Source organism: Paraburkholderia sp. SIMBA_053 (genome assembly GCF_046534895.1).
Taxonomy (GTDB): Bacteria; Pseudomonadota; Gammaproteobacteria; order Burkholderiales; family Burkholderiaceae; genus Paraburkholderia; species Paraburkholderia caledonica.
Window position 1 is genome coordinate 1 of record NZ_JAWRXU010000012.1, and the last position, 19,303, is coordinate 19,303.

Below are 19,303 nucleotides of genomic sequence, written 5' to 3' on the forward strand. Positions count from 1 at the left end.
TAAAGCGCCAAGTCCGGTCGACCGCGATAAAACTGCATGGGACCGGACTAAGCGCTAAAGCGCCAAGTCCGGTCGACAAAGGAGACGGACATGGATACTCCGGCACGGCTGAACGACCTTCAACGCACCACCCTCGCCATCGTCCTCGCCGGCGGACGAGGCACGCGGCTCGGACCGCTCACCAACAAACGCGTCAAACCCGCCGTGCACTTCGGCGGTAAGTACAGGATCATCGACTTCGCACTGTCGAACTGCCTGAACTCAGGCATCCGGCGTATCGCTGTCGTCACACAGTACAAGGCCCACTCGCTATTGCGCCACCTGCAGCGCGGCTGGAGCTTTCTGCGCGGCGAGTTCGGCGAATTCATCGACCTGTGGCCCGCGCAGCAGCGTGTGGAAGGCGCGCACTGGTATCGCGGCACCGCCGACGCCGTGTTCCAGAACCTCGACATCATTCGCTCCATCCGCCCCAAGTACGTGGTCGTGCTGGCGGGCGACCACATCTATAAGATGGACTACACGCGCATGATCGCGGATCACGCCGATAGCGGCGCGGATTGCACGGTCGGCTGCATCGAGGTGCCGCGCATGGACGCGGTGGCCTTCGGCGTCATGGCCGTCGACGAAAACCGTCGCGTGGTCGGCTTCGTGGAAAAACCCGCCGACCCGCCCGCAATACCTGGCCGCCCGGACACCGCATTGGCGAGCATGGGCATTTACGTGTTCAATGCGGACTACCTGTACTCGCTGCTGGAGGAAAACATCTCGACCGTCGATACGGATCACGACTTCGGCAAGGACATCCTGCCGCGCGTCGTCACGCAAGGCACGGCGATCGCACATCCGTTCGGCATGTCGTGCGTATCGTCGGACCCGAATGTGGAGCCGTACTGGCGCGACGTCGGCACCATCGACGCCTATTGGGCCGCCAACCTCGATCTCGCGTCCACGATTCCGACGCTCGACCTCTATGACCGCAGCTGGCCGATCTGGACGTATCAGGAACAGCTGCCGCCCGCCAAGTTCGTGCGGGACCTGAAGGGTCTGCAAGGTTCCGGCAACAATCTGCTCGCATGCGGCGGCTGTGTGATCTCGGGTTCGCAGATTTCGCGCTCGGTGTTGTCGTCGAATGTGAAAGTGAGTTCGTTCTGTAACATCAATGAGGCAGTCTTGTTGCCGCAGGTCACGGTCGGCGCGAGTTGCCGCCTGCAGAAAGTGGTGGTGGACCGCGGCTGCGCGATCCCGGACGGCACGGTGATCGGCGAAGATCCGGTGGCCGACGCCGAGCGTTTTTATCGCACCGACGACGGCGTCGTGCTCGTCACGCCCGAATCGCTGCGGCAGGAAGCGACCTGAGTCCGACCGGCTGCGTGCCGCTTGCCGTAGCTTCACCCGGCGCGGCGCGCGGCCAGCAGTGCGAGCACTCCCCGACCATCAATCAAGGAATCCAATTTAGCCTATGACGATTCGCGCCCTGCACGTCGCAAGCGAGCTGTATCCCCTCCTGAAAACAGGCGGTCTCGCCGACGTCGCGGGCGCGTTGCCGTCCGCGCTGGTCGAGCGCGGCGCCGATGTCCGCGTGCTGCTGCCCGGCTTCCCGTCGGTGGTTGCCGGCTTGCACGACGTGCGGCCGGTCGCCCAGCTTGGCAGCCGTTTCGGTGCGCCGGGCGTCACCCTCGAACAGGGAACGCTGCCGTCGAACGGACTGATCGTCTACACGATCCGTGCGGCCACGCTATATGACCGGCCCGGCAACCCCTATCTGAACGACGAGCACGTGCCATACGGCGACAACGCGCAGCGTTTCGCGCTGCTCGGCTGGGTCGCCGCGCAATTCGCGCAACAGCTCGATCCGGCCTGGTCGCCGCAGATCGTCCACGCACACGACTGGCATGCGGGACTCGCCGCCGCCTATCTGAAAGCCGCCGAAAGGCAGCATGGCCGGGCGCTCGCGCGCAGCGTCTTTACGGTGCACAACCTCGCGTATCAAGGCGTTTTCCCCGCGCATCAGTTCGGCCAGCTCGGCCTGCCCGACGATTTTTTCAGCATGTATGGCGTCGAATTCTATGGGCAGCTGTCGTTTCTGAAGGCGGGGCTTTACTACAGCGACCGCATCACGACCGTAAGCCCCACGTACGCCCGCGAAATTCAGACGCTGGCTCAAGGCGGCGGACTCGACGCTCTTTTACGCAACCGCTCGCACGACCTGTCCGGCATTCTGAACGGCGTCGACTATACGGTGTGGAACCCGGCGAGTGACGCGCTCCTCGAGAATCGCTACACCTCCACGCGGCTCGCCGGGAAACTGGCATGCAAGGAGGCGTTGCAAAAACGCTTCGGTCTCGCGCAGAAATCCGACGCGCTGCTGTTCGGCGTGGTGAGCCGCCTCACCGAGCAAAAAGGCCTCGACCTGCTGCTCGAAACCGTGCCGGAAATCGTCAAACGCGGCGGCCAGCTGGTCGTATTCGGCACCGGCGACCCGGCGCTCGAGAACGGCCTGAAACGTGTCGCGCAGACGCATCCCGATTCGGTCGCGGTGGAGCTTGGCTTCGACGAAAAGCTAGCGCATACGATCATCGCGGGCAGCGACGTGGTCGCCGTGCCATCGCGTTTCGAGCCCTGCGGGCTGACGCAGCTTTACGCGCTCGCCTACGGTTCGCTGCCGCTCGTGCATTGCGTCGGCGGTCTCGCGGACACCGTGGTGGACGCATCGCTCGAAAATCTCGCCGAAGATCTCGCCACCGGTTTCGTCTTCGAGCACTTCCAGCCACGCGGGCTCACCGCCGCGATTCGCCGGGCGTTCGCGCTCTATGGCCGGCGCACCGAATGGAAAGCGGCGCAGCGGCGCGCGATGCGCCAGGACTTCGGCTGGGGCGCTTCCGCAGACCGTTACCTGGCGCTGTATCGCGAGCTTTGCTGAGGCAGTGCCTGCCTGAACCGGCCGGGCCGCAAACAGCGCGGCGCCGCGCATCTTTGGTGATGGTTCGGCGCAACAACACGGGGACGGATCAACTGCCCCGCGTCAAACTCATGTATTGTTTCCTGACAATGCAGACCGTGCATTATTCTTGCAGCGTCTGAAGCAGTCCTGCGCGCGCGGCATTCGGCTCATGCCGAGGCACCGTCGCCGCGCATCCCTCCCGTTTTCACCGATCGCGCACGAACGACTGCGCGAGCCATACCATGACGAAGAACGTTCTGAGCATTCAGTCACATGTCGTTTTCGGGCACGCGGGCAACAGCGCCGCCGTCTTCCCGATGCGTAGGCTTGGCGTGAACGTGTGGCCGCTGAACACCGTGCAGTTCTCGAACCACACGCAGTACGGCCATTGGACCGGCACGGCGATCAATGCCGCGCAGATGGAAGAGCTCGCCGAAGGCATCGGCGCCATCGGCATGCTGCCGCGCTGCGACGCCGTGCTCTCGGGTTACCTCGGCACGCCGGAACAGGCGCAATCGGTACTGGAGATCGTCAAGGCCGTAAAGGCCGCGAATCCGCGCGCGTGGTACTTCTGCGATCCGGTGATGGGTGCGACGAGCGGCTGCAAGGTCGAGCCGGGCATCCAGGAATTCCTCGTGAACACCATGCCGGAGATGGCCGACGCCATGGCGCCGAACCATACCGAGTTGCAGCGGCTCGTTGGCCGCGAGATCGAGACGCTCGAAGAAGCCGTCACCGCGTGCCGCGAGATCATCGCGCGCGGGCCGAAGCTCGTGCTGGTCAAACATCTGCTCGACCGCAACAGTCCCGCCGATCGTTTCAACATGCTGGTGGTGACCGAACGCGAGGCGTGGATGTGCCAGCGCCCGCTCTATCCGTTCGCGCGGCAACCGGTCGGCGTCGGCGATCTGACGAGCGCGGTGTTCGTCGCTCGCACGCTGCTGGGCGATACGATTCGCGCGGCGTTCGAGCACACGCTCGCGGCGGTCAACGCCGTCGTCAAGCTGACCTGGCAAGCCGGGCGCTACGAGCTCGAACTGGTGGCTGCGCAAAACGAAATCGCGCAACCCCGCGAGTGGTTCGACGCATGGGTGGCGGAGACCGCATAGGCGCTGCGCTTGCCGCAGGCGGCAACGCGATGCTTTGCGCCGCACGGAACCTTGGCGGCCTGCCGGTCGTCCTATAATGCGTGCCGCGTGCGCGAAGCAACACCTCACGCGCGCAGCAACTTTTTCAGGCACCGGCATTCAGCAGACGAGGCATCGATGGACGGTTATATCCGCAGCGAGCGGGAAGAGTATTTCGAGCAGTTGTGTATCAGCGTCGACGCGGACGAGGTGCACGAACAGGAAGCCATCGAGTTCTTCGAGAACCAGTTCGACCAGGCCGACTTCGATCCCACGCAGTGGCTCGACATCGCGCTTTACTACTCGCCAGCCGTGGCGCGCGGCATCATCGACATGGTGACACCCGACGACAAGGCGCGCAGCAACATCGCCGAAGTGATCGCCGACAACCTCGACATCTCCTATGGCGAAGACGAGTGCGAGCAGTTTGCCGAGACCATTGAGTTCGCACTGAACAACGGCGTGCCAGTGGATCTCGACCTTGTGCTCGACGGCTGCCAGCGCGCGATCGACGATCTCGACACATGGGCTGACGACGAAACCAAGGCGCCCCTGCTGCGTCTGCGCGAAGAAGTGCTGCGCCAGCAAGGCGAGCGCTAGAGCCGGGCCCACCGCTCGACGCAACAAGCGTTGCATTGCGTTGAGTCTGTCTTTACTCACCGCCGCCGCATGCCGCCCACACGCGGCACCACGCCCGCACATGCCCTAAACGTTTCCCCTACGTCTCTTAAGCATGTGCGGTAATCCGCACCCCCGCCCTGCCGCGCGTCACGCGCCCCGTCCGCACGCGCGCGGCTTATGCCGAAATTCTCATCCAAAGCGCAGCGAACTGCCAAGACGGCGGCATATTGGCTTTCTATATTCGCGCCACATGACCGGCGTGCAAACCCGAGTGCGCGTATTCCAGCATTGTGTATCGCGAGCCATCCTCTTTAGTCTCTCGTTGCAAGCCGGACACACATCACAGCCTTGCCGCTTTCATAACCTGGAACTGTCGAAGTAAGGAGAGACCATGAGTTTTAACAACACGCTCAAACCGCTTGCTCTGTTCGTTGGCGCCATGATCGCAGCCGCGCCGCTCGCCAGTTTCGCCGACGACCTGCCTGTGAAGATCGGTTTCGCCGCGCCGATGACCGGGGCCAATGCCGGCTACGGCAAGGATCTCGAGAACGGAGTCCGGCTCGCTATCGAGGAAGCCAACGCGCAGAAAATCAAGATCGGCGACAAGGTTGCGCAGTTCCAGATCGTCTCGCAGGACGACCAGGCGGACCCTCGCATCGGCGTGCAGGTCGCGCAGAAACTGGTGGATGCGGGCGTTTCGGTGGTGGTCGGCCACTTCAACTCGGGCACGACGATTCCCGCCTCGCAGGTTTATGAGCAGGCCGGCATTCCGGTCATCGACCCCGCCGCGACGAACCCGATCATTACCGGCCGAGGCTTTGCAAACACCTTCATGGTGATTTCCACGGACGCGCAAAATGCCGGCAACGCAGGCGTCTACGCGGTCGAGGTGTCGAAGGCGAAACGCATTGCGATCATCGACGACCGCACCGCATTTGGCCAAGGCGAAGCCGACGAGTTCGAGAAGGCAGTCAAGGCACATGGCGGCAACATCGTCGCGCGCGAATACACCGACAATCACGCAGTCGACTTCAGCACGCAGATCACCAAGATCAAGGCGGCGAACGCGGACCTGATCTTCTTCGGCGGCCTCGACACGCAGGCCGCGGGCTTCGCGAGGCGCATGAAGCAACTCGGCGTGACGGCGCAACTGGTGGGCGGCGGCGGCGTGGAGGATCCGGAGTTCATCAAGCTTGCCGGCGACGCGGCCGAAGGCGTGATGGCCTGGGAATACGGCCGTCCGCTCGCGCAACTGCCGGGCGGCAAGGACTTCTCCGCGAAGTTCAAGAAGCGCTTTGGCGGCGAGATCCTGTCGTATGCGCCGTTCGGCTACGACGGAGCGTGGGCCGCGATCAAGGCCATGCAGCAGGCCAAATCGACCTCGCCCGCCGATTACCGGCCGGTTCTCAAGGCAATCGACTTCGAAGGCGTGACCGGCAGGATCTCGTTCGACAACACCGGCGCGCTGAAAAGCGGCGCGTCGACGCTCTATCAGGTCAAGAACGGCACGTGGGTTCCGATCGTGACCAAGAGCGGCTCCTGAGCGCGGCGCTACTTCGCGCTTACGCCCCCCGCAAGCTTCGCGGCCTTGACGACGATTTGCGCGTCGAGGTCGCGCTCGATGCGCACGAGATCGTCTTTGATCAGGGCAAACTCTGCGGGGGAGCACATCTGGTGTCCGAAGGCGGCGTGCAGTTGCCGCCTGATCTGCAGCACGCGTGCCTCGCGGTCGAACACATAGCGCGACGAGAAGGTCATAAACCGGTTCTGCACGTCGGTGTCGGCGGGCGTGTCGGTCAGGTTTGCGAAGCGCGGCAGCGTGATTTCCAGTGTCTCGTCAAAGTCTCCGCCAATGCATGCCCACGGCTGCGTGCGCACCGGCTCAGCGAGCCACGCCTGCACCTGCGAGCCCATGCCGCCCGAGAAGCTCGTAAGCGTCGGCATCGCCGTGGTGCCGTCGGTCCATACGAAATGCTCGACCTTGCCTTGCATCCACGTCGCGAACGGCCCGTCGGTCACCGCAACTTCGCCGGTACGTAACTGCGCGGTGCCATGCAGGCCGGTCTGCAACAGACGGTTGGCGGCAATCTGTTGCGTGCGCTGACGCGAAGCGCGTCGAAAGACATTGCGTTCGATCTCCGCAGTAAAGCCCGCGTCTTCCGCCCGGTACGCGTAGTCGGCAGTGCCGTTTTCGTCGACGTCGATCTGCACGCGCGCGCGCCGCTCGCGCACCTGAGTGGCCGGCGTGCGCGAAAGCACGCCCTCGCCGACCAGCAGCACCGGCCTGTCCATCGCCGCCGCCGGCAGATAACCGAAGCCCACGCCGCCCGCCGTCGTGTCCGCGTACAGCGAAAGATCAGGAATCCAGACGATCGCATGATTGATCGCGCTCGCGCCATAGCCCGGCACGTCCGGCAAGCTGTAGTACGGCCCGAGATTGAGCAGGACGGCCTCGCTGCGGATGCCGACGGCGGCCAGCAACGCGCTGTAAAGCGCGACGTGATCCTTGCAGTCGCCATAACGGTTACGCAGGATGTCAGCCGCCTTGTGCGGAATCGCCGCCGTCTCGCCCAGAAAAAGCGCGACGTAGCGAATATTCATGCGTACCCAGTCGTAAAGGATGTGCGCCTTCTCGCGGGGATCGGCCGCACGCGCGGTGAGCGACTGTGCAAGCTGCACGATGGACGGATCGTTGAAGGTGGCGTCGGCCGCGGGTCCCCCGTAACGTGCGGCGAAGCTCGCGAAGTCGGGCACGGTCGACACCATCAGACGATCGCCCCAATTCGCGTAGCCGACGGCGCCCGCTTCGAGCCGCGCATACAATCCGTGCCGGTAGTCGAATTCGTAGCGCGTGCGGCCGTTCGCCGTGACCGGCGGCAACGCGGTATAGCCACGCGCGTCGGCATAGAGCGGCACGTCGGCGGGAAGATCGAAGATCAGGCGCTGTTCCTCGACGGGTTCGCTCGTCGGCTCTACGAGGTAGGCGAACGTACCCGCCTGCAACGGCTTTGCGCGCGTCTTGCGAAACGTGAGATGCACGCGCGAGCCGGGCTCGACGCCGGGAAAAATCACGGTGCGCAACACGCCGTCCTGAAAGCTCGGCGCGCCCGCCGAGCGCGGCTCCTGAATATCGCGGATCGCTTCTGGACCGACCGCGTGCGTCGCGCCGTCGGCGTCGATCGTCTCGGCCGCGAGCAGTTGCACCTGCTCGATGTCCTTGTTGAACCACACATAGCGTTGCGCGATGTCGTCCACGCCGCTCGTCGTGTTCGCACGCAGCACGCTGTCGTCGTGTTCTTCGATCGAGCCGTCTTTCTGGATCGTGAAGAGATGAACGTCGCGCTCAGTGGTGTAAGGCGCACGGTCGTCGCCGGATGGGTCCGATCGCGTGTCTGCGGCAAAAGCGGTAGCGGCCGCCGCGCACAAGGCGAGCGCGGCGGCGATGTGCAGGCACGCCCGGTAGCGCATCATCAACAATGTTCCCCGCGCCGCCAATCAATCATCAATCGCCTTCACCGAGTTGGCCGAGCAGAGCCTGCAATCTCTCGACATGCCTGAGCAGCAGATGCCGATGCTTCTCGATCTGCTCGAGCCGCCCCGCAAGATCGGCCTGGATCGGATCGTCCGCATCCGCGGCGGCAATCACGTCTTCCACTCTCGATCGCAACGACGCGAGTTCAACCGGCGCATGCACGATGTGCCGCTCGAAACGGCGAACTTCTTGCACCGCGAGTTCACGGACCTTGCGAAAATACGCCTGGCGTCGATGCGCTTCAGCGTCGATGCTTTCGTCTTCGATGCGTCTGGCAGGCGACGCCTGGCCGAAAATCGGTTCAGGCGGACGCAGCACCGTCTTCTTCCGCACGGGATGCGCGGTGCCGCGAAACCGCGCGAGGGGCTGTTCATTGTCGATCGCCTCGCGCGCGTTGGGCGGGATCTCGGCTTCGGTATGCGGCGTGTTCATCCAGCCATTCGGCAGACCCGTCACCGCTTCTATGCCACGTACGAACTCCTCGCTGAATTCGCGCTGGCCGGACAACATCAACTTCAGGTAGCTCGCGGAGAAAGTCATCATGCGCGCGAGACGACTGGCCGCGCCGACCTCGCGCGTCAACAGCACGAGATTCGCGCGCCAGACCGGGAGCAGCAATTCGTCGGAATCTTCCATCGCTGGGTCTTCCATCTTTTGCCCGATGTAAAGACGACGCCATTGCGAGCGTCATCGTTTTGAAAGGGTAGCCGTTGCACGGCCTCACTGGCAAGCGGCGCACGCGATCGCACACGGAGCCGTGAATCGACCCGGCTCGCATCGCTCAACGTCAATGCACATCGTTCTTTAGCCTTCACCGCGCTGTTCGACACGTTGCATCGGGACGACGTTCCTGCTCGGCGCGCGCCGATGTGGCATGCTTGCAAACCGTGCGGCATAGGTCGTGCTGCACCGCGAGTTTCCCAACATTGATTAAGGGTTTTGTAATGAAGAAAATTGTTCTGGCCATTGCCGCAGCCGCCGCTGCTCTCAGCGCAATCGCTCCCGCACAAGCTTATGAGCATCACCACCACCAGGTGTGCCATAAGGTGCGCGTGCATCATCACTGGGAACGCCACTGCCGCTAATCGTTGCCCTCACATCGAGGGACACGACGGCCGCCGCGAACGCCTCGCATCGCGTCGCGCGCATCGCAAAGCCCCGCTACTTGCGGGGCTTTTTTTATCGACGGATTCGCACGGCGCACAGTGATTCGTCAGATGCGGACGCCATAACGCCATACGTTGTGCGCGAAAGGCGCGGCGCGCAATCGCGGACACACGCTGTTACACCTTCGCGGTCTGGGCCGACGCGGGGAAGCTGCGCGAGGCTTAAGCGCAACTCCGCGAACCGCGTGGAAATGATGGATGAAGTAGGGTAAAACATCAGGCCTGCAAGTGAGACGCCGCGGTCAACCGGCCTTGACGCACTCCGATGCCGTTGCGACCAGTTGCTCGAGCAGCGGCTCGACCTTCGCTGCAAGCGCTTCGTCGTACGCGTACGGCGGTTGTTCCTGCATATAGGTGATCTGGGACAACTCCAACTGCACCGCGTGCACCCCTTGCGAAGGCTGGCCGTAATGCCGCGTGATGTAGCCGCCCTTGAAGCGCCCATTAGCGACAGCCGAGTAGCCGCCATGTCGCTCGACGACAGCCGCCAGTTCCTCGCCCAAACCCGCCACCGCGCTTGCGCCGTTCGAGGTGCCGAAATTGAAGTCCGGCAAGCGTCCGTCAAAGAAGCGCGGCACATGCGAGCGGATCGAATGCGCCTCCCATAGCAGCACCTTGCCATGGCGAGCTTTGAGCGCGGCAAGTTCGCCCGCCAGGGCGTCGTGATACGGCACCCAGTAAGCGTCGCGACGGCGGGCCACTTCGGCCTCGTCCGGCAGATGACCTTCCAGGTACAACGGCTCCTTGTCGAAGGTATCGACGGGCAATAGTCCCGTTGTGTCCTGGCCCGGATAGAGGTTCGCTCCGTCGGGCGGACGGTTCAGGTCGATCACATAGCGCGCGTAAGTGGGCATGAGAATCGACGCGCCCATGCGTTTCGCGAACGCATAGAGCCGGTCGAGATGCCAGTCGCAATCGTCGGTGCGAAACGCTACGGGCGTCATCGTTCCGGCGATGTCGGCGGGGATTTCGGTGCCTACATGCGGGATCGAGATCAGCAACGGCAGGCTTCCTCGATGCAGCGTGAAAACCGGCGGAGTATTCGAAGCAGTCATGTCAGTTCTCTTTCGCAGGATCTTTGCAGTGACGCAGCCACGTAATGCACGATGCGCTGCTTTACGTCATTTCAGCAGGTCGGCGAGCGCCACGCGATAGCGCGCGTAAGCGCCCTCTTCGTCGCGATGCCGGCGATTGTCGACCACCTTCTCGCCGCCTGCGTACACATCGCGAATGGGCGTCTCGCCGTGCTCGCAGAATACAACGCCCGAGAGCCACGCGCTCGGCGCATGCTCGGCAATGCTCGCATGGTTCGGGTCGAGCACCAGCCAGTCCGCGCGATGACCCACTTGCAATGCGCCTGTCGCGCGGCCCGTTGCCTGCGCGCCGCCTTCGAGCGCCGCATCGAAAAGACGATCTGCCACATACGGCGTTTGCGCGGACGCGAGCACGTTGCGCTGCCGGCGCGTCAAACGCTGCCCGTATTCGAGCAGACGCAATTCTGCGCGCCAGTCCACGCCGATATGACTGTCCGAGCCGACGCCGATGCGCCCTTTCGCGTCGAGATATTCTTGCGCGGGGAAAAGGCCGTCGCCAAGATTCGCTTCGGTGGTCAGACACAAACCGGCCACCGCGCCGCTCCTCGCGAGCGCAAGCGTCTCGTTGGCATCGACATGCGTGGCGTGCACGAGGCACCATCGGCTGTCGACGTCGAAACGATCCAGCAGCCATTGGACCGGACGCGCGCCCTCTGTTTCCACGCACGCGTCGACTTCGGCAGTCTGTTCGGCGATATGGATGTGAACCGGCGCACTGCCGTCCAGCCCGCCGAGCAGTTCGCGCAACGATTGCTCGGAGACGGCGCGCAACGAGTGCGGCGCCACACCGTAGCGCAGTGCCGCATTTTCAGGCCGCGCGGCGCGCAATGCGCCGAGCAGTTCGAGCAGGCTGGCAGGCGTATTGATGAAGCGCCGCTGGTCGTCGCGCGGCGCGCGCGCGCCAAAGCCGCTGTATTGATACAACACCGGCAACATCGTCATACCGATGCCGCTCGCCGATGCTGCATCCACCACGCGTTGCGCGAGTTCCGCCGGGTTGCCATACCGCCCGCCGTCCGGCGTGTGATGCACGTAATGGAACTCGCACACCGACGTGTAGCCCGCCTTCAGCATTTCGATGTAGAGCCATTGTGCGACGCTGGCCAGGCCCTCGGGTGAGATACGCGCGGCAAAGCGATACATCAGATCGCGCCAGCTCCAGAAGTTGTCGGTGGCGCCTGTAGCCGATGACGCGCGATATTCGGTCAAGCCGGCCATTGCGCGCTGGAACGCATGCGAATGAAGATTCGGCATGCCAGGCATTATCGGACCCGCCGCTCTGGCCACTGATGCAGGCACGTCGCGTGTGTCGGGCTCGACCGTCGTCAGGTTTCCGTCGACGTCCCATTCCAGCAGAACGTCGCGGCGCCAGCCGCCCGGCAGGTACGCGTGCTCCGCGAATAGCGATTGTTTTGCTTGTGTCATCTCTCAGGTCCCGGCTCAGTTCGCATCGCGTGTAGAAGGACGATAAACCGTCTCGCCCGCGCGCACGACCCGCGCGCACAACGGACGCCCTATCCAGTAAGCCAATTCCGCGAGCGAATCGACCGACCATACCGCGAAGTCGGCCGCGCGGCCCACTTCGAGCGAGCCGTGCCTGTCCGCCTTGCCGAGCGCGCGCGCCGCATGCGACGTCACGCCCTTCAGTACTTCAGGCACGGTCATGCGGAACAGCGTGCTCGCCATGTTCATCATCAGCAGCAACGAGGTGGTGGGTGAAGTGCCGGGATTACTGTCAGTGGAAATTGCAATCGGCACCTCGTAACGCCGGAGCAGATCGAGCGGCGGCAGCTGCGTCTCGCGAATGAAGTAGTACGCGCCCGGCAGCAACACGGCCACCGTGCCGGCTTCTTTCATTGCCGCGACGCCGGCTTCGTCGAGAAACTCCAGGTGATCCGCGGACAGCGCCCGATGACGCGCCGCGAGGGCCGTGCCGCCGCCGTTGGACAACTGCTCCGCGTGCATTTTCACCGGCAGTTTGTAGCGCGCGGCGGCATTGAACACGCGCTCGCTTTGTTCGAGCGAAAAGCCGATGCGCTCGCAAAACACATCGACCGCATCGATCAGACCTTCGTCTGCGAGCGCGGGCAGCATGGTGTTGCAGACTTCGTCGATATACGCGTCGGCGCGGCCTGCGAATTCGGGCGGCAATGCGTGCGCGCCAAGGAACGTGGTGTAGACCGTCACCGGATAGCGTTCGCCCAGCTGGCGCGCGACGCGTAACATCTTGCGCTCGCTGTCCAGATCCAGTCCGTAACCGGATTTGATTTCGACCGTCGTCACGCCTTCGGCCAGCAACGGTTCGAGTCGCGCGGCCGATTGCCGGAACAACTCGTCTTCGGTCGCGGCACGCGTTGCGCGCACCGTGGACACGATGCCGCCGCCCTGCCGCGCGATCTCTTCATAGCTGACGCCCGCGAGGCGCTGCGCGAATTCATCGGCACGCTGCCCGCCGTACACGAGATGCGTGTGGCAATCGACGAGCCCCGGCGTCACCCATGCGCCGTGCAGATTTTCGCGCGGCCACCCCGCGTATTCCGCAGGCAAACTGGCGGCAGCGCCGAGCCACACGATGTTGCCGTTTTCAACCGCGATCGCGGCATCGCGCAGCGTGTGTTCGGGATCGCCCTGAGGGCACAAGTTCAGTTGATGCCAGACGGTTTGCTTCATCGCGTGCTCTTGCAGCTCGTTGCGTGTGTAAGGAGGTCCCCGCGCATGCGCTGCCGTGCTACGTCACGCACGCGCGAACCATGGTCATCGTTGCGTGTAGCGGATGCTGACGGCGAGCAGCGCGCCCGTGCCTTCCAGGTTGCATCGCAACGCGCTCGGCGTGTCGATGCGCAACGCGTCGCCGGTTTGCAGCCACTGCGGGTGCGCATTACGGTTTGCATCATCGTGTGCATTGCCCAATGTGACGGCAAGCGGCCCATTCGCGCAGTAAAGCAGCACGACGTCGGCGGACAAACTCCGTTCGGGCTGCGTCTCGTGCGGGGCCGCGCGCCACACTGCCAGCTCGCCCTGCGCCGAGTCGCGACGCACCATCAGATTGAAGTCGCGCGTCGCACCGTCGACAAGCCGCGCGTCGATCGCCGTCTCACCACTGAAGCGCGCGATATCGAGCGGCCGGGTCAGCGCGTGAGTCTTCACCGTGTCGTCCGGTTGGGTCTCGTCGAGCAACATGCCCGCGCCGGACAACAACACGAGCGTGCGATCGATGCCCGCGAATCGTGAGAACGGCCCCGCTTGCGCGACATCCGCCACACTCACGCGCCACACGAACGTGTCGAGCCCCGCATCCGCAGGAAACGCCACGACTTCGCGTGTGAGCCCGCCGCCGTTTTTCCACGGTACGGCTACGAGCTCCGCACCGCGGATCAATGTAACGCCGCGCGCGGAGCCGCTTTCCACAGCGCCTGTGCTGCCCGCAAACGTCATGCTCAGCGGCCCAGCATCGGCAGATTGAGGCCCGCTTCGCGCGCGGTTTGCTGCGCGAGTTCATAGCCTGCGTCCGCGTGACGCATCACGCCGGTCGCCGGGTCATTGAACAACACGCGGCCGAGGCGTTCTTTCGCGGCGTCCGTGCCGTCCGCGACGATCACGACGCCCGAATGCTGGCTGAAGCCCATGCCGACACCGCCGCCATGATGCAGCGACACCCACGACGCGCCGCCTGCCGTATTCAGCAACGCGTTGAGCAACGGCCAGTCGCTGACTGCGTCCGAGCCGTCTTTCATCGACTCGGTTTCGCGATTCGGGCTCGCCACCGAACCGGTATCGAGGTGATCGCGGCCAATCACGATCGGCGCCTTCAGTTCGCCGTTCTTCACCATTTCGTTGAATGCCTGGCCGAGACGGTAACGATCCTTCACGCCGACCCAGCAGATACGCGCCGGCAATCCCTGGAACGCGATGCGTTCGCGCGCCATGTCGAGCCAGTTATGCAGATGCGGATCGTCGGGAATGAGTTCCTTGACCTTAGCGTCCGTCTTGTAGATGTCCTCGGGATCGCCCGACAGTGCGACCCAGCGGAACGGTCCCTTGCCTTCGCAAAAGAGCGGGCGGATGTACGCCGGCACGAAGCCGGGGAAATCGAAGGCGTTCTTCACGCCCATTTCGAGCGCCATCTGACGAATGTTGTTGCCGTAATCGAGCGTGGCGGCACCGCGTTCCTGCAGCGTCAGCATGGCTTGCACCTGCTTGGCCATAGACTCTTTCGCCGGCACGACGATCGAATCCGGCGCGGTCTTTTGACGCTCGCGCCAGTCTTCGACCTTCCAGCCTTGAGGAAGGTAGCCGTGAATCGGATCGTGCGCGCTCGTCTGATCGGTCACGCAGTCCGGTGTGATGCCGCGCGTCACGCACTCGGCAAACACGTCGGCGGCGTTGCCGAGCAAACCGATAGACACTGCCTTGCCCGCCTGCTTCGCTTCTTCGAGCATGGCGAGTGCTTCGTCCAGTGTCTTGGCTTTCTTGTCCACGTAACGCGTCTTCAGACGGAAGTCGATGCGTGTCTCGTCGCATTCCACTGCGATCATCGAGAAGCCGGCCATGGTCGCGGCGAGCGGCTGCGCGCCGCCCATGCCGCCCAGACCGCCCGTCAGGATCCAGCGGCCCGCCGGATCGCCGTTGAAATGCTGGTTGGCCACCGAGAAGAACGTTTCGTACGTGCCCTGCACGATGCCCTGGCTACCGATGTAGATCCAGCTGCCCGCCGTCATCTGGCCGTACATCATCAGGCCCTTGCGATCGAGCTCGTGGAAATGCTCCCATGTCGCCCAGTGCGGGACCAGATTCGAATTCGCGAGCAGCACGCGCGGCGCGTCTGCATGCGTGCGGAAAACGCCGACCGGCTTACCCGATTGAATCAGCAGCGTCTCGTCTTCGTTCAGGTCCTTGAGCGAAGTAAGGATCTGGTCGAAGCAATCCCAGTTGCGCGCCGCACGGCCGATGCCGCCATAAACCACCAGCGCGTGAGGATGCTCGGCTACTTCGGGGTCCAGATTATTCTGGATCATCCGGTACGCGGCTTCCGCGATCCAGGTCTTGCAGGTCTTCTCAGCACCGCGCGGCGCACGGATCGTGCGGGTGGGGTCGAGACGCGGGTCGATGTGTTTCGGGTTGTTCATGGTGGCCCTCGGAATGCCTGAAGATGATCGGGATATGTCAGGGAAGAATCAGGGAAAGCGAAAATTAGAAATGTCCGGTGAAACGGTAACGGCTGCCCGGATGCCACAGATTCGCGATCGAAGCGACCTGGCTTTGCGACCACGTTCGCCGATGCAGCACGAGGCAAGGCTCCAGTTCGTCCATGGTCAACAGCTCGCGGGTATCGCCGTCCGCCGCCAATGCCTCGATGCGATATTCGACGCGCTGCAACGGCGCGACCCGCACGAGATACTGGTTCGGCGTGGTGTTCGTGAAATCCTGCAACGCGTATTCGGGGGCGACAGCCGGATTGACCCAGCGCTCTTCAAGCTGCACCGGCTCGTCGTTTTCGAAATGAAGCACGCGCGAATAAAATATCGGACTACCCGCGCTCACCTGCATTTCTTCGGCGAGCGCCGCATCGGCGATGCTCGCGCCAATGTGCAGCACCTTCGCCTGATAACGATGACCGCGCGCGACGATTTCGTCGGAGATACTGCGGATCGCCACCAGCGTCGATTCGTACTTGGGACGGGCCACGAACGTGCCCGAGCCTTGCACACGCGTCAGCACCTGCTCCGAGGTCAACTCGCGCAGCGCGCGGTTCACCGTCATGCGAGCGACGTTGAATTCGCGTGCAAGCTCGTTTTCGGAGGGCACCTGGTCGCCTTCGCCCCATTCGCCCGCGTGAATGCGCGCGAGGATGAAGTCCTTGATGCCCTGATATGCGGGTGCGTTCATTGGCTGCTGTGTCTCATGGTCCGGTCGGGGCGCCTAGGGGCGCTGAGTGCCGCTCAGAGATGCTGAGCGGCGCCTCATCGCACGTAGCCCCGCACGAATTCGCTTACTGTTCGGACACGAAGGAAAACGGGCTCAGCTTCGCGATCGTGCCGTTCTGCACGAGTCGCGTCACGGCCGCGATGTCCGGCGCGAAGTAGTGATCCAGTTCGTAATGCGCGACGTCCTTGCGCACCACGTCCATCACTTTCTGCAAACTCGGGCTCGTCTTGTGCGGCGCGCGCAGGTCCACACCTTGCGCGGCGGCGAGCAATTCGATCGACAGAATGTTGGCCGTGTTTTCGGCGATGTCGCCAAGTTTGCGCGCAGCGAACGTGGCCATCGAAACGTGATCTTCCTGGTTCGCGGACGTGGGCAACGAATCGACGGAAGCAGGATGCGCGAGCGTCTTGTTTTCCGATGCCAGCGCGGCAGCCGTTACGTGGGCGATCATGAAGCCGGAGTTCACGCCGCCATCGCGTACGAGGAACGGCGGCAGGCCCGACAGCGTCGCGTCGATCAGCAACGCGATGCGGCGTTCGGCCAACGCGCCGATTTCCGCGGCGGCGAGCGCGAGATTGTCCGCGGCGAATGCAACCGGCTCCGCGTGGAAGTTGCCGCCAGAGAGCACTTCGCCGGTGTCCGGGAAAATCAGCGGATTGTCGGACACGGCATTGGCTTCGAGCAGCAGCACGTCGGCGGCGTGACGCATCTGGTCGAGACACGCGCCCATGACTTGCGGCTGGCAGCGCAGGCTGTACGGGTCTTGCACCTTGTCGCAATCGGCGTGCGACACGTTGATGCCCGAACCTTGCAGCAGTGAGCGATATGCCGATGCCGCGTCGATCTGGCCTTGATGTCCGCGCAATTCGTGAATGCGTGCGTCGAACGGCTTGACCGAACCGGCCGCCGCATCGACCGACAACGCGCCCGCTACCAGCGCGGTGCGATACAGGTCCTCGATCGCGAACATGTTGTAAAGCGCGAGCGCAGTCGACGCCTGTGTGCCGTTCAGCAGCGCGAGGCCTTCCTTCGCTTGCAACGTGAGCGGCTTCAGACCGACGAGCGAGAGACCTTCGGTGGCCGGCAGACGTTCGCCTTTCGCGAAGACCTCGCCTACGCCGAGCAAAACCGCCGACATATGCGCAAGCGGCGCGAGGTCGCCTGATGCGCCCACGGAACCCTTCACCGGAATCACCGGCAGCACGTCGGCGTTATACAGCGTGATCAGCGCTTCCATGACTTCGCGGCGAATGCCGGAATGGCCGCGCCCGAGGCTCGACAACTTCAACGCAATCAACAGACGCACGACCGGGCGCGACATCGGCTCACCTACCCCGACCGCGTGCGACAACACCAGATTGCGTTGCAGCAGTTCGAGCTGGTCATGCGGAATATGCGTGCTCGCGAGACGCCCAAAGCCCGTGTTGATGCCATACGCGGGTTCGCCCTTCGCGGCGATGTCTGCTACCGCTTTCGCACATGCGTCGATAGCCGCGTGGCTTGCGGGATCGAGTCGCAGCGGCACATGTTCCCGCGCGATCTGGCGCAGTTGCGGGAGAGTGAGGTGGCCGGGCTTCAGAGTCATCATGGTTGTTGTCCTGTCTATACAATTTGAGAGAAGTCTAGCCGCGCCGTCTTGTATATACAACTTGTTTTTAATGCTTTCGGGACCAGGGCTTTCCACTAAGGCCGTCTGCACCGCATCCTAAGGCGTTCCTTGATCGGCTCGCGCCGCCAGCGCGGACCGAAGCCGCTGCCTTCAGCAACGGCCAACTTGTATATACACGTCCAATATAATGGCCGCCACGCGGACAAAAACCTTCCCGGCATCGATGAGCAGCGCTGAAAAAACCCACCCCATAACGCAAGGAAGCCCGCCAACTCATGCGAGCCGCGGGCTTCCTTCGACAACGGGTGACTCCGGATGCAGCGCTACAACTGCACGCGTGCCGCCATGAAATCCAGGAAACATTGCACGCGCCCCGCGAGCGACGCGCTCTGGTAATACACCGCGCTGACTGGCTGGCGCTCGTCGAGTAGCACATTGCCGAGAATCGGCACGAGGCGGGCGTCGCGGATATCGGCGGCTATCATGAACTCGGCGAGGCACGCGATACCCCAGCCCGACAGCGCGAGTTGCCGTAAGGTCTCTCCGCTCGATGCGGTGATCGACGGCTCGATTCTGAACGGCTCTGCGTTGGCGTTGGCGTTGCGGTTGCCGTTGCGGCTCCCCTTACCTTTGCCTGTGCTTCGCTCGCGCAACGGCCAGCGGTTCAGATGCTCCGGCGCCGTGAATCCGATCAGCCGATGCTCGGCTAAAGCATCGACCGATCTGGGCTCGCCGTGCTCGGCCAGATACGCGGGACTCGCGACCACGCGCAGTTTGCTGCTGCCGAGTGCGCGAGCATGCAGCGTGGAGTCCTGCAACGCGCCAATCCGGATGGCGATATCCACCTTCTGCTCCAGCAGATCGACGATCCGCTCGTTGCTGGTCAACTCCAGGCGGATCTCGGGATACAGCTCGGAGAACGCCGTCATATGCGGCGCAATGCAGTGAAGCATGAACGGCGACGCCGCGTCGACGCGCAAGCGCCCCGAAGGCCTGCGGCGCTCGCGCGTGACGGACTCCTCGGCTTCTTCCATCGCGTCGAGGATCGCGCGGGCGCGCTGCAGGAAGCCTTCGCCCTCTTCGGTCAATTGCAGACGGCGTGTCGTGCGCCTCACCAGCGCCGTGTCCAGCTTCTTTTCGAGGCGAGTGAGCGCGCGACTCACGCCTGACACGGTCTGCCCGAGCTTTTCCGCAGCCGCCGTGATCGAGCCGCTGTCGATCACGCTGACGAACACCAGCAACTCGTCGGTGGATGTTTTCATTGTTGATTCACAGTCAAGATTGATTT

General features: G+C 63.5%; 16 protein-coding genes. 6 read left to right on the forward strand and 10 right to left on the reverse strand.

From position 1 onward, the window contains the following. Positions 1-90 precede the first annotated feature (90 nt). The 5 genes from glgC (at position 91) to SB753_RS26940 (ending at position 6,232) form a co-directional block, all read left to right on the forward strand. Positions 91-1,356: a glucose-1-phosphate adenylyltransferase gene (gene glgC, locus SB753_RS26920; RefSeq protein WP_020069872.1), complete on the forward strand. Its 1,266-nt coding sequence runs from the start codon at positions 91-93 to the stop codon at positions 1,354-1,356. Positions 1,357-1,459: 103 nt separating this feature from the next. Beyond that, the gene (glgA, locus tag SB753_RS26925; RefSeq protein ID WP_410802745.1) at positions 1,460-2,920 is read left to right on the forward strand and encodes a glycogen synthase GlgA; all 1,461 of its coding nucleotides are present in this window, start codon (positions 1,460-1,462) and stop codon (positions 2,918-2,920) included. A gap of 263 nt (positions 2,921-3,183) precedes the next feature. Next, positions 3,184-4,050, forward strand: a complete 867-nt coding sequence (pdxY, locus tag SB753_RS26930; protein ID WP_087753139.1) for a pyridoxal kinase PdxY — start codon at positions 3,184-3,186, stop codon at positions 4,048-4,050. 156 nt (positions 4,051-4,206) lie between these two features. Next, entirely contained in the window at positions 4,207-4,668 is a 462-nt protein-coding gene (locus SB753_RS26935) for a hypothetical protein (protein WP_020069875.1), read from the forward strand. A gap of 412 nt (positions 4,669-5,080) precedes the next feature. After that, positions 5,081-6,232: a branched-chain amino acid ABC transporter substrate-binding protein gene (locus tag SB753_RS26940; protein ID WP_410802747.1), complete on the forward strand. Its 1,152-nt coding sequence runs from the start codon at positions 5,081-5,083 to the stop codon at positions 6,230-6,232. 8 nt (positions 6,233-6,240) lie between these two features. On the opposite strand, the gene SB753_RS26945 is transcribed toward SB753_RS26940, so the two are convergent. Both SB753_RS26945 and SB753_RS26950 read right to left on the reverse strand, forming a co-directional pair. Further along, positions 6,241-8,160, reverse strand: coding sequence for a DUF3857 domain-containing transglutaminase family protein (locus SB753_RS26945; protein WP_410802749.1), 1,920 nt, complete (start codon positions 8,158-8,160; stop codon positions 6,241-6,243). 31 nt (positions 8,161-8,191) lie between these two features. After that, positions 8,192-8,857 carry a hypothetical protein gene (locus tag SB753_RS26950; RefSeq protein WP_020069878.1) on the reverse strand — a complete coding sequence of 222 codons (666 nt, stop codon included), beginning with the start codon at positions 8,855-8,857 and terminating at the stop codon, positions 8,192-8,194. 308 nt (positions 8,858-9,165) lie between these two features. Here SB753_RS26950 and SB753_RS26955 point away from each other — a divergent pair, with 308 nt between their 5' ends. Next, entirely contained in the window at positions 9,166-9,306 is a 141-nt protein-coding gene (locus SB753_RS26955) for a hypothetical protein (RefSeq protein ID WP_164701943.1), read from the forward strand. A gap of 323 nt (positions 9,307-9,629) precedes the next feature. On the opposite strand, the gene hutG is transcribed toward SB753_RS26955, so the two are convergent. The 8 genes from hutG to SB753_RS26995 form a co-directional block, all read right to left on the reverse strand. Then, complete coding sequence (gene hutG / locus SB753_RS26960; RefSeq protein WP_410802751.1) at positions 9,630-10,442, reverse strand: N-formylglutamate deformylase; 813 nt, start codon at positions 10,440-10,442, stop codon at positions 9,630-9,632. 66 nt (positions 10,443-10,508) lie between these two features. After that, entirely contained in the window at positions 10,509-11,906 is a 1,398-nt protein-coding gene (locus tag SB753_RS26965) for a formimidoylglutamate deiminase (RefSeq protein WP_410802753.1), read from the reverse strand. Between the two features lie 15 nt (positions 11,907-11,921). Beyond that, the gene (gene hutI / locus SB753_RS26970; RefSeq protein ID WP_408171838.1) at positions 11,922-13,151 is read right to left on the reverse strand and encodes an imidazolonepropionase; all 1,230 of its coding nucleotides are present in this window, start codon (positions 13,149-13,151) and stop codon (positions 11,922-11,924) included. An 84-nt stretch (positions 13,152-13,235) separates the two neighbouring features. Continuing rightward, on the reverse strand, positions 13,236-13,916 hold the full coding sequence (locus tag SB753_RS26975; protein WP_410802755.1) for a HutD family protein: 681 nt from the start codon (positions 13,914-13,916) through the stop codon (positions 13,236-13,238). Positions 13,917-13,918: 2 nt separating this feature from the next. Continuing rightward, positions 13,919-15,607 (reverse strand): urocanate hydratase, encoded by a 1,689-nt coding sequence (hutU, locus tag SB753_RS26980; protein WP_214878916.1) that lies wholly within the window; start codon positions 15,605-15,607, stop codon positions 13,919-13,921. A gap of 64 nt (positions 15,608-15,671) precedes the next feature. After that, on the reverse strand, positions 15,672-16,367 hold the full coding sequence (gene hutC / locus SB753_RS26985; RefSeq protein ID WP_087753145.1) for a histidine utilization repressor: 696 nt from the start codon (positions 16,365-16,367) through the stop codon (positions 15,672-15,674). Positions 16,368-16,470: 103 nt separating this feature from the next. Further along, a complete protein-coding gene (gene hutH / locus SB753_RS26990; RefSeq protein ID WP_020069885.1) occupies positions 16,471-17,994 on the reverse strand; it encodes a histidine ammonia-lyase in 1,524 nt (507 codons plus the stop codon). A 344-nt stretch (positions 17,995-18,338) separates the two neighbouring features. After that, positions 18,339-19,277, reverse strand: a complete 939-nt coding sequence (locus tag SB753_RS26995) for a LysR substrate-binding domain-containing protein (protein ID WP_410802757.1) — start codon at positions 19,275-19,277, stop codon at positions 18,339-18,341. Between the last annotated feature and the right edge of the window lie 26 nt (positions 19,278-19,303).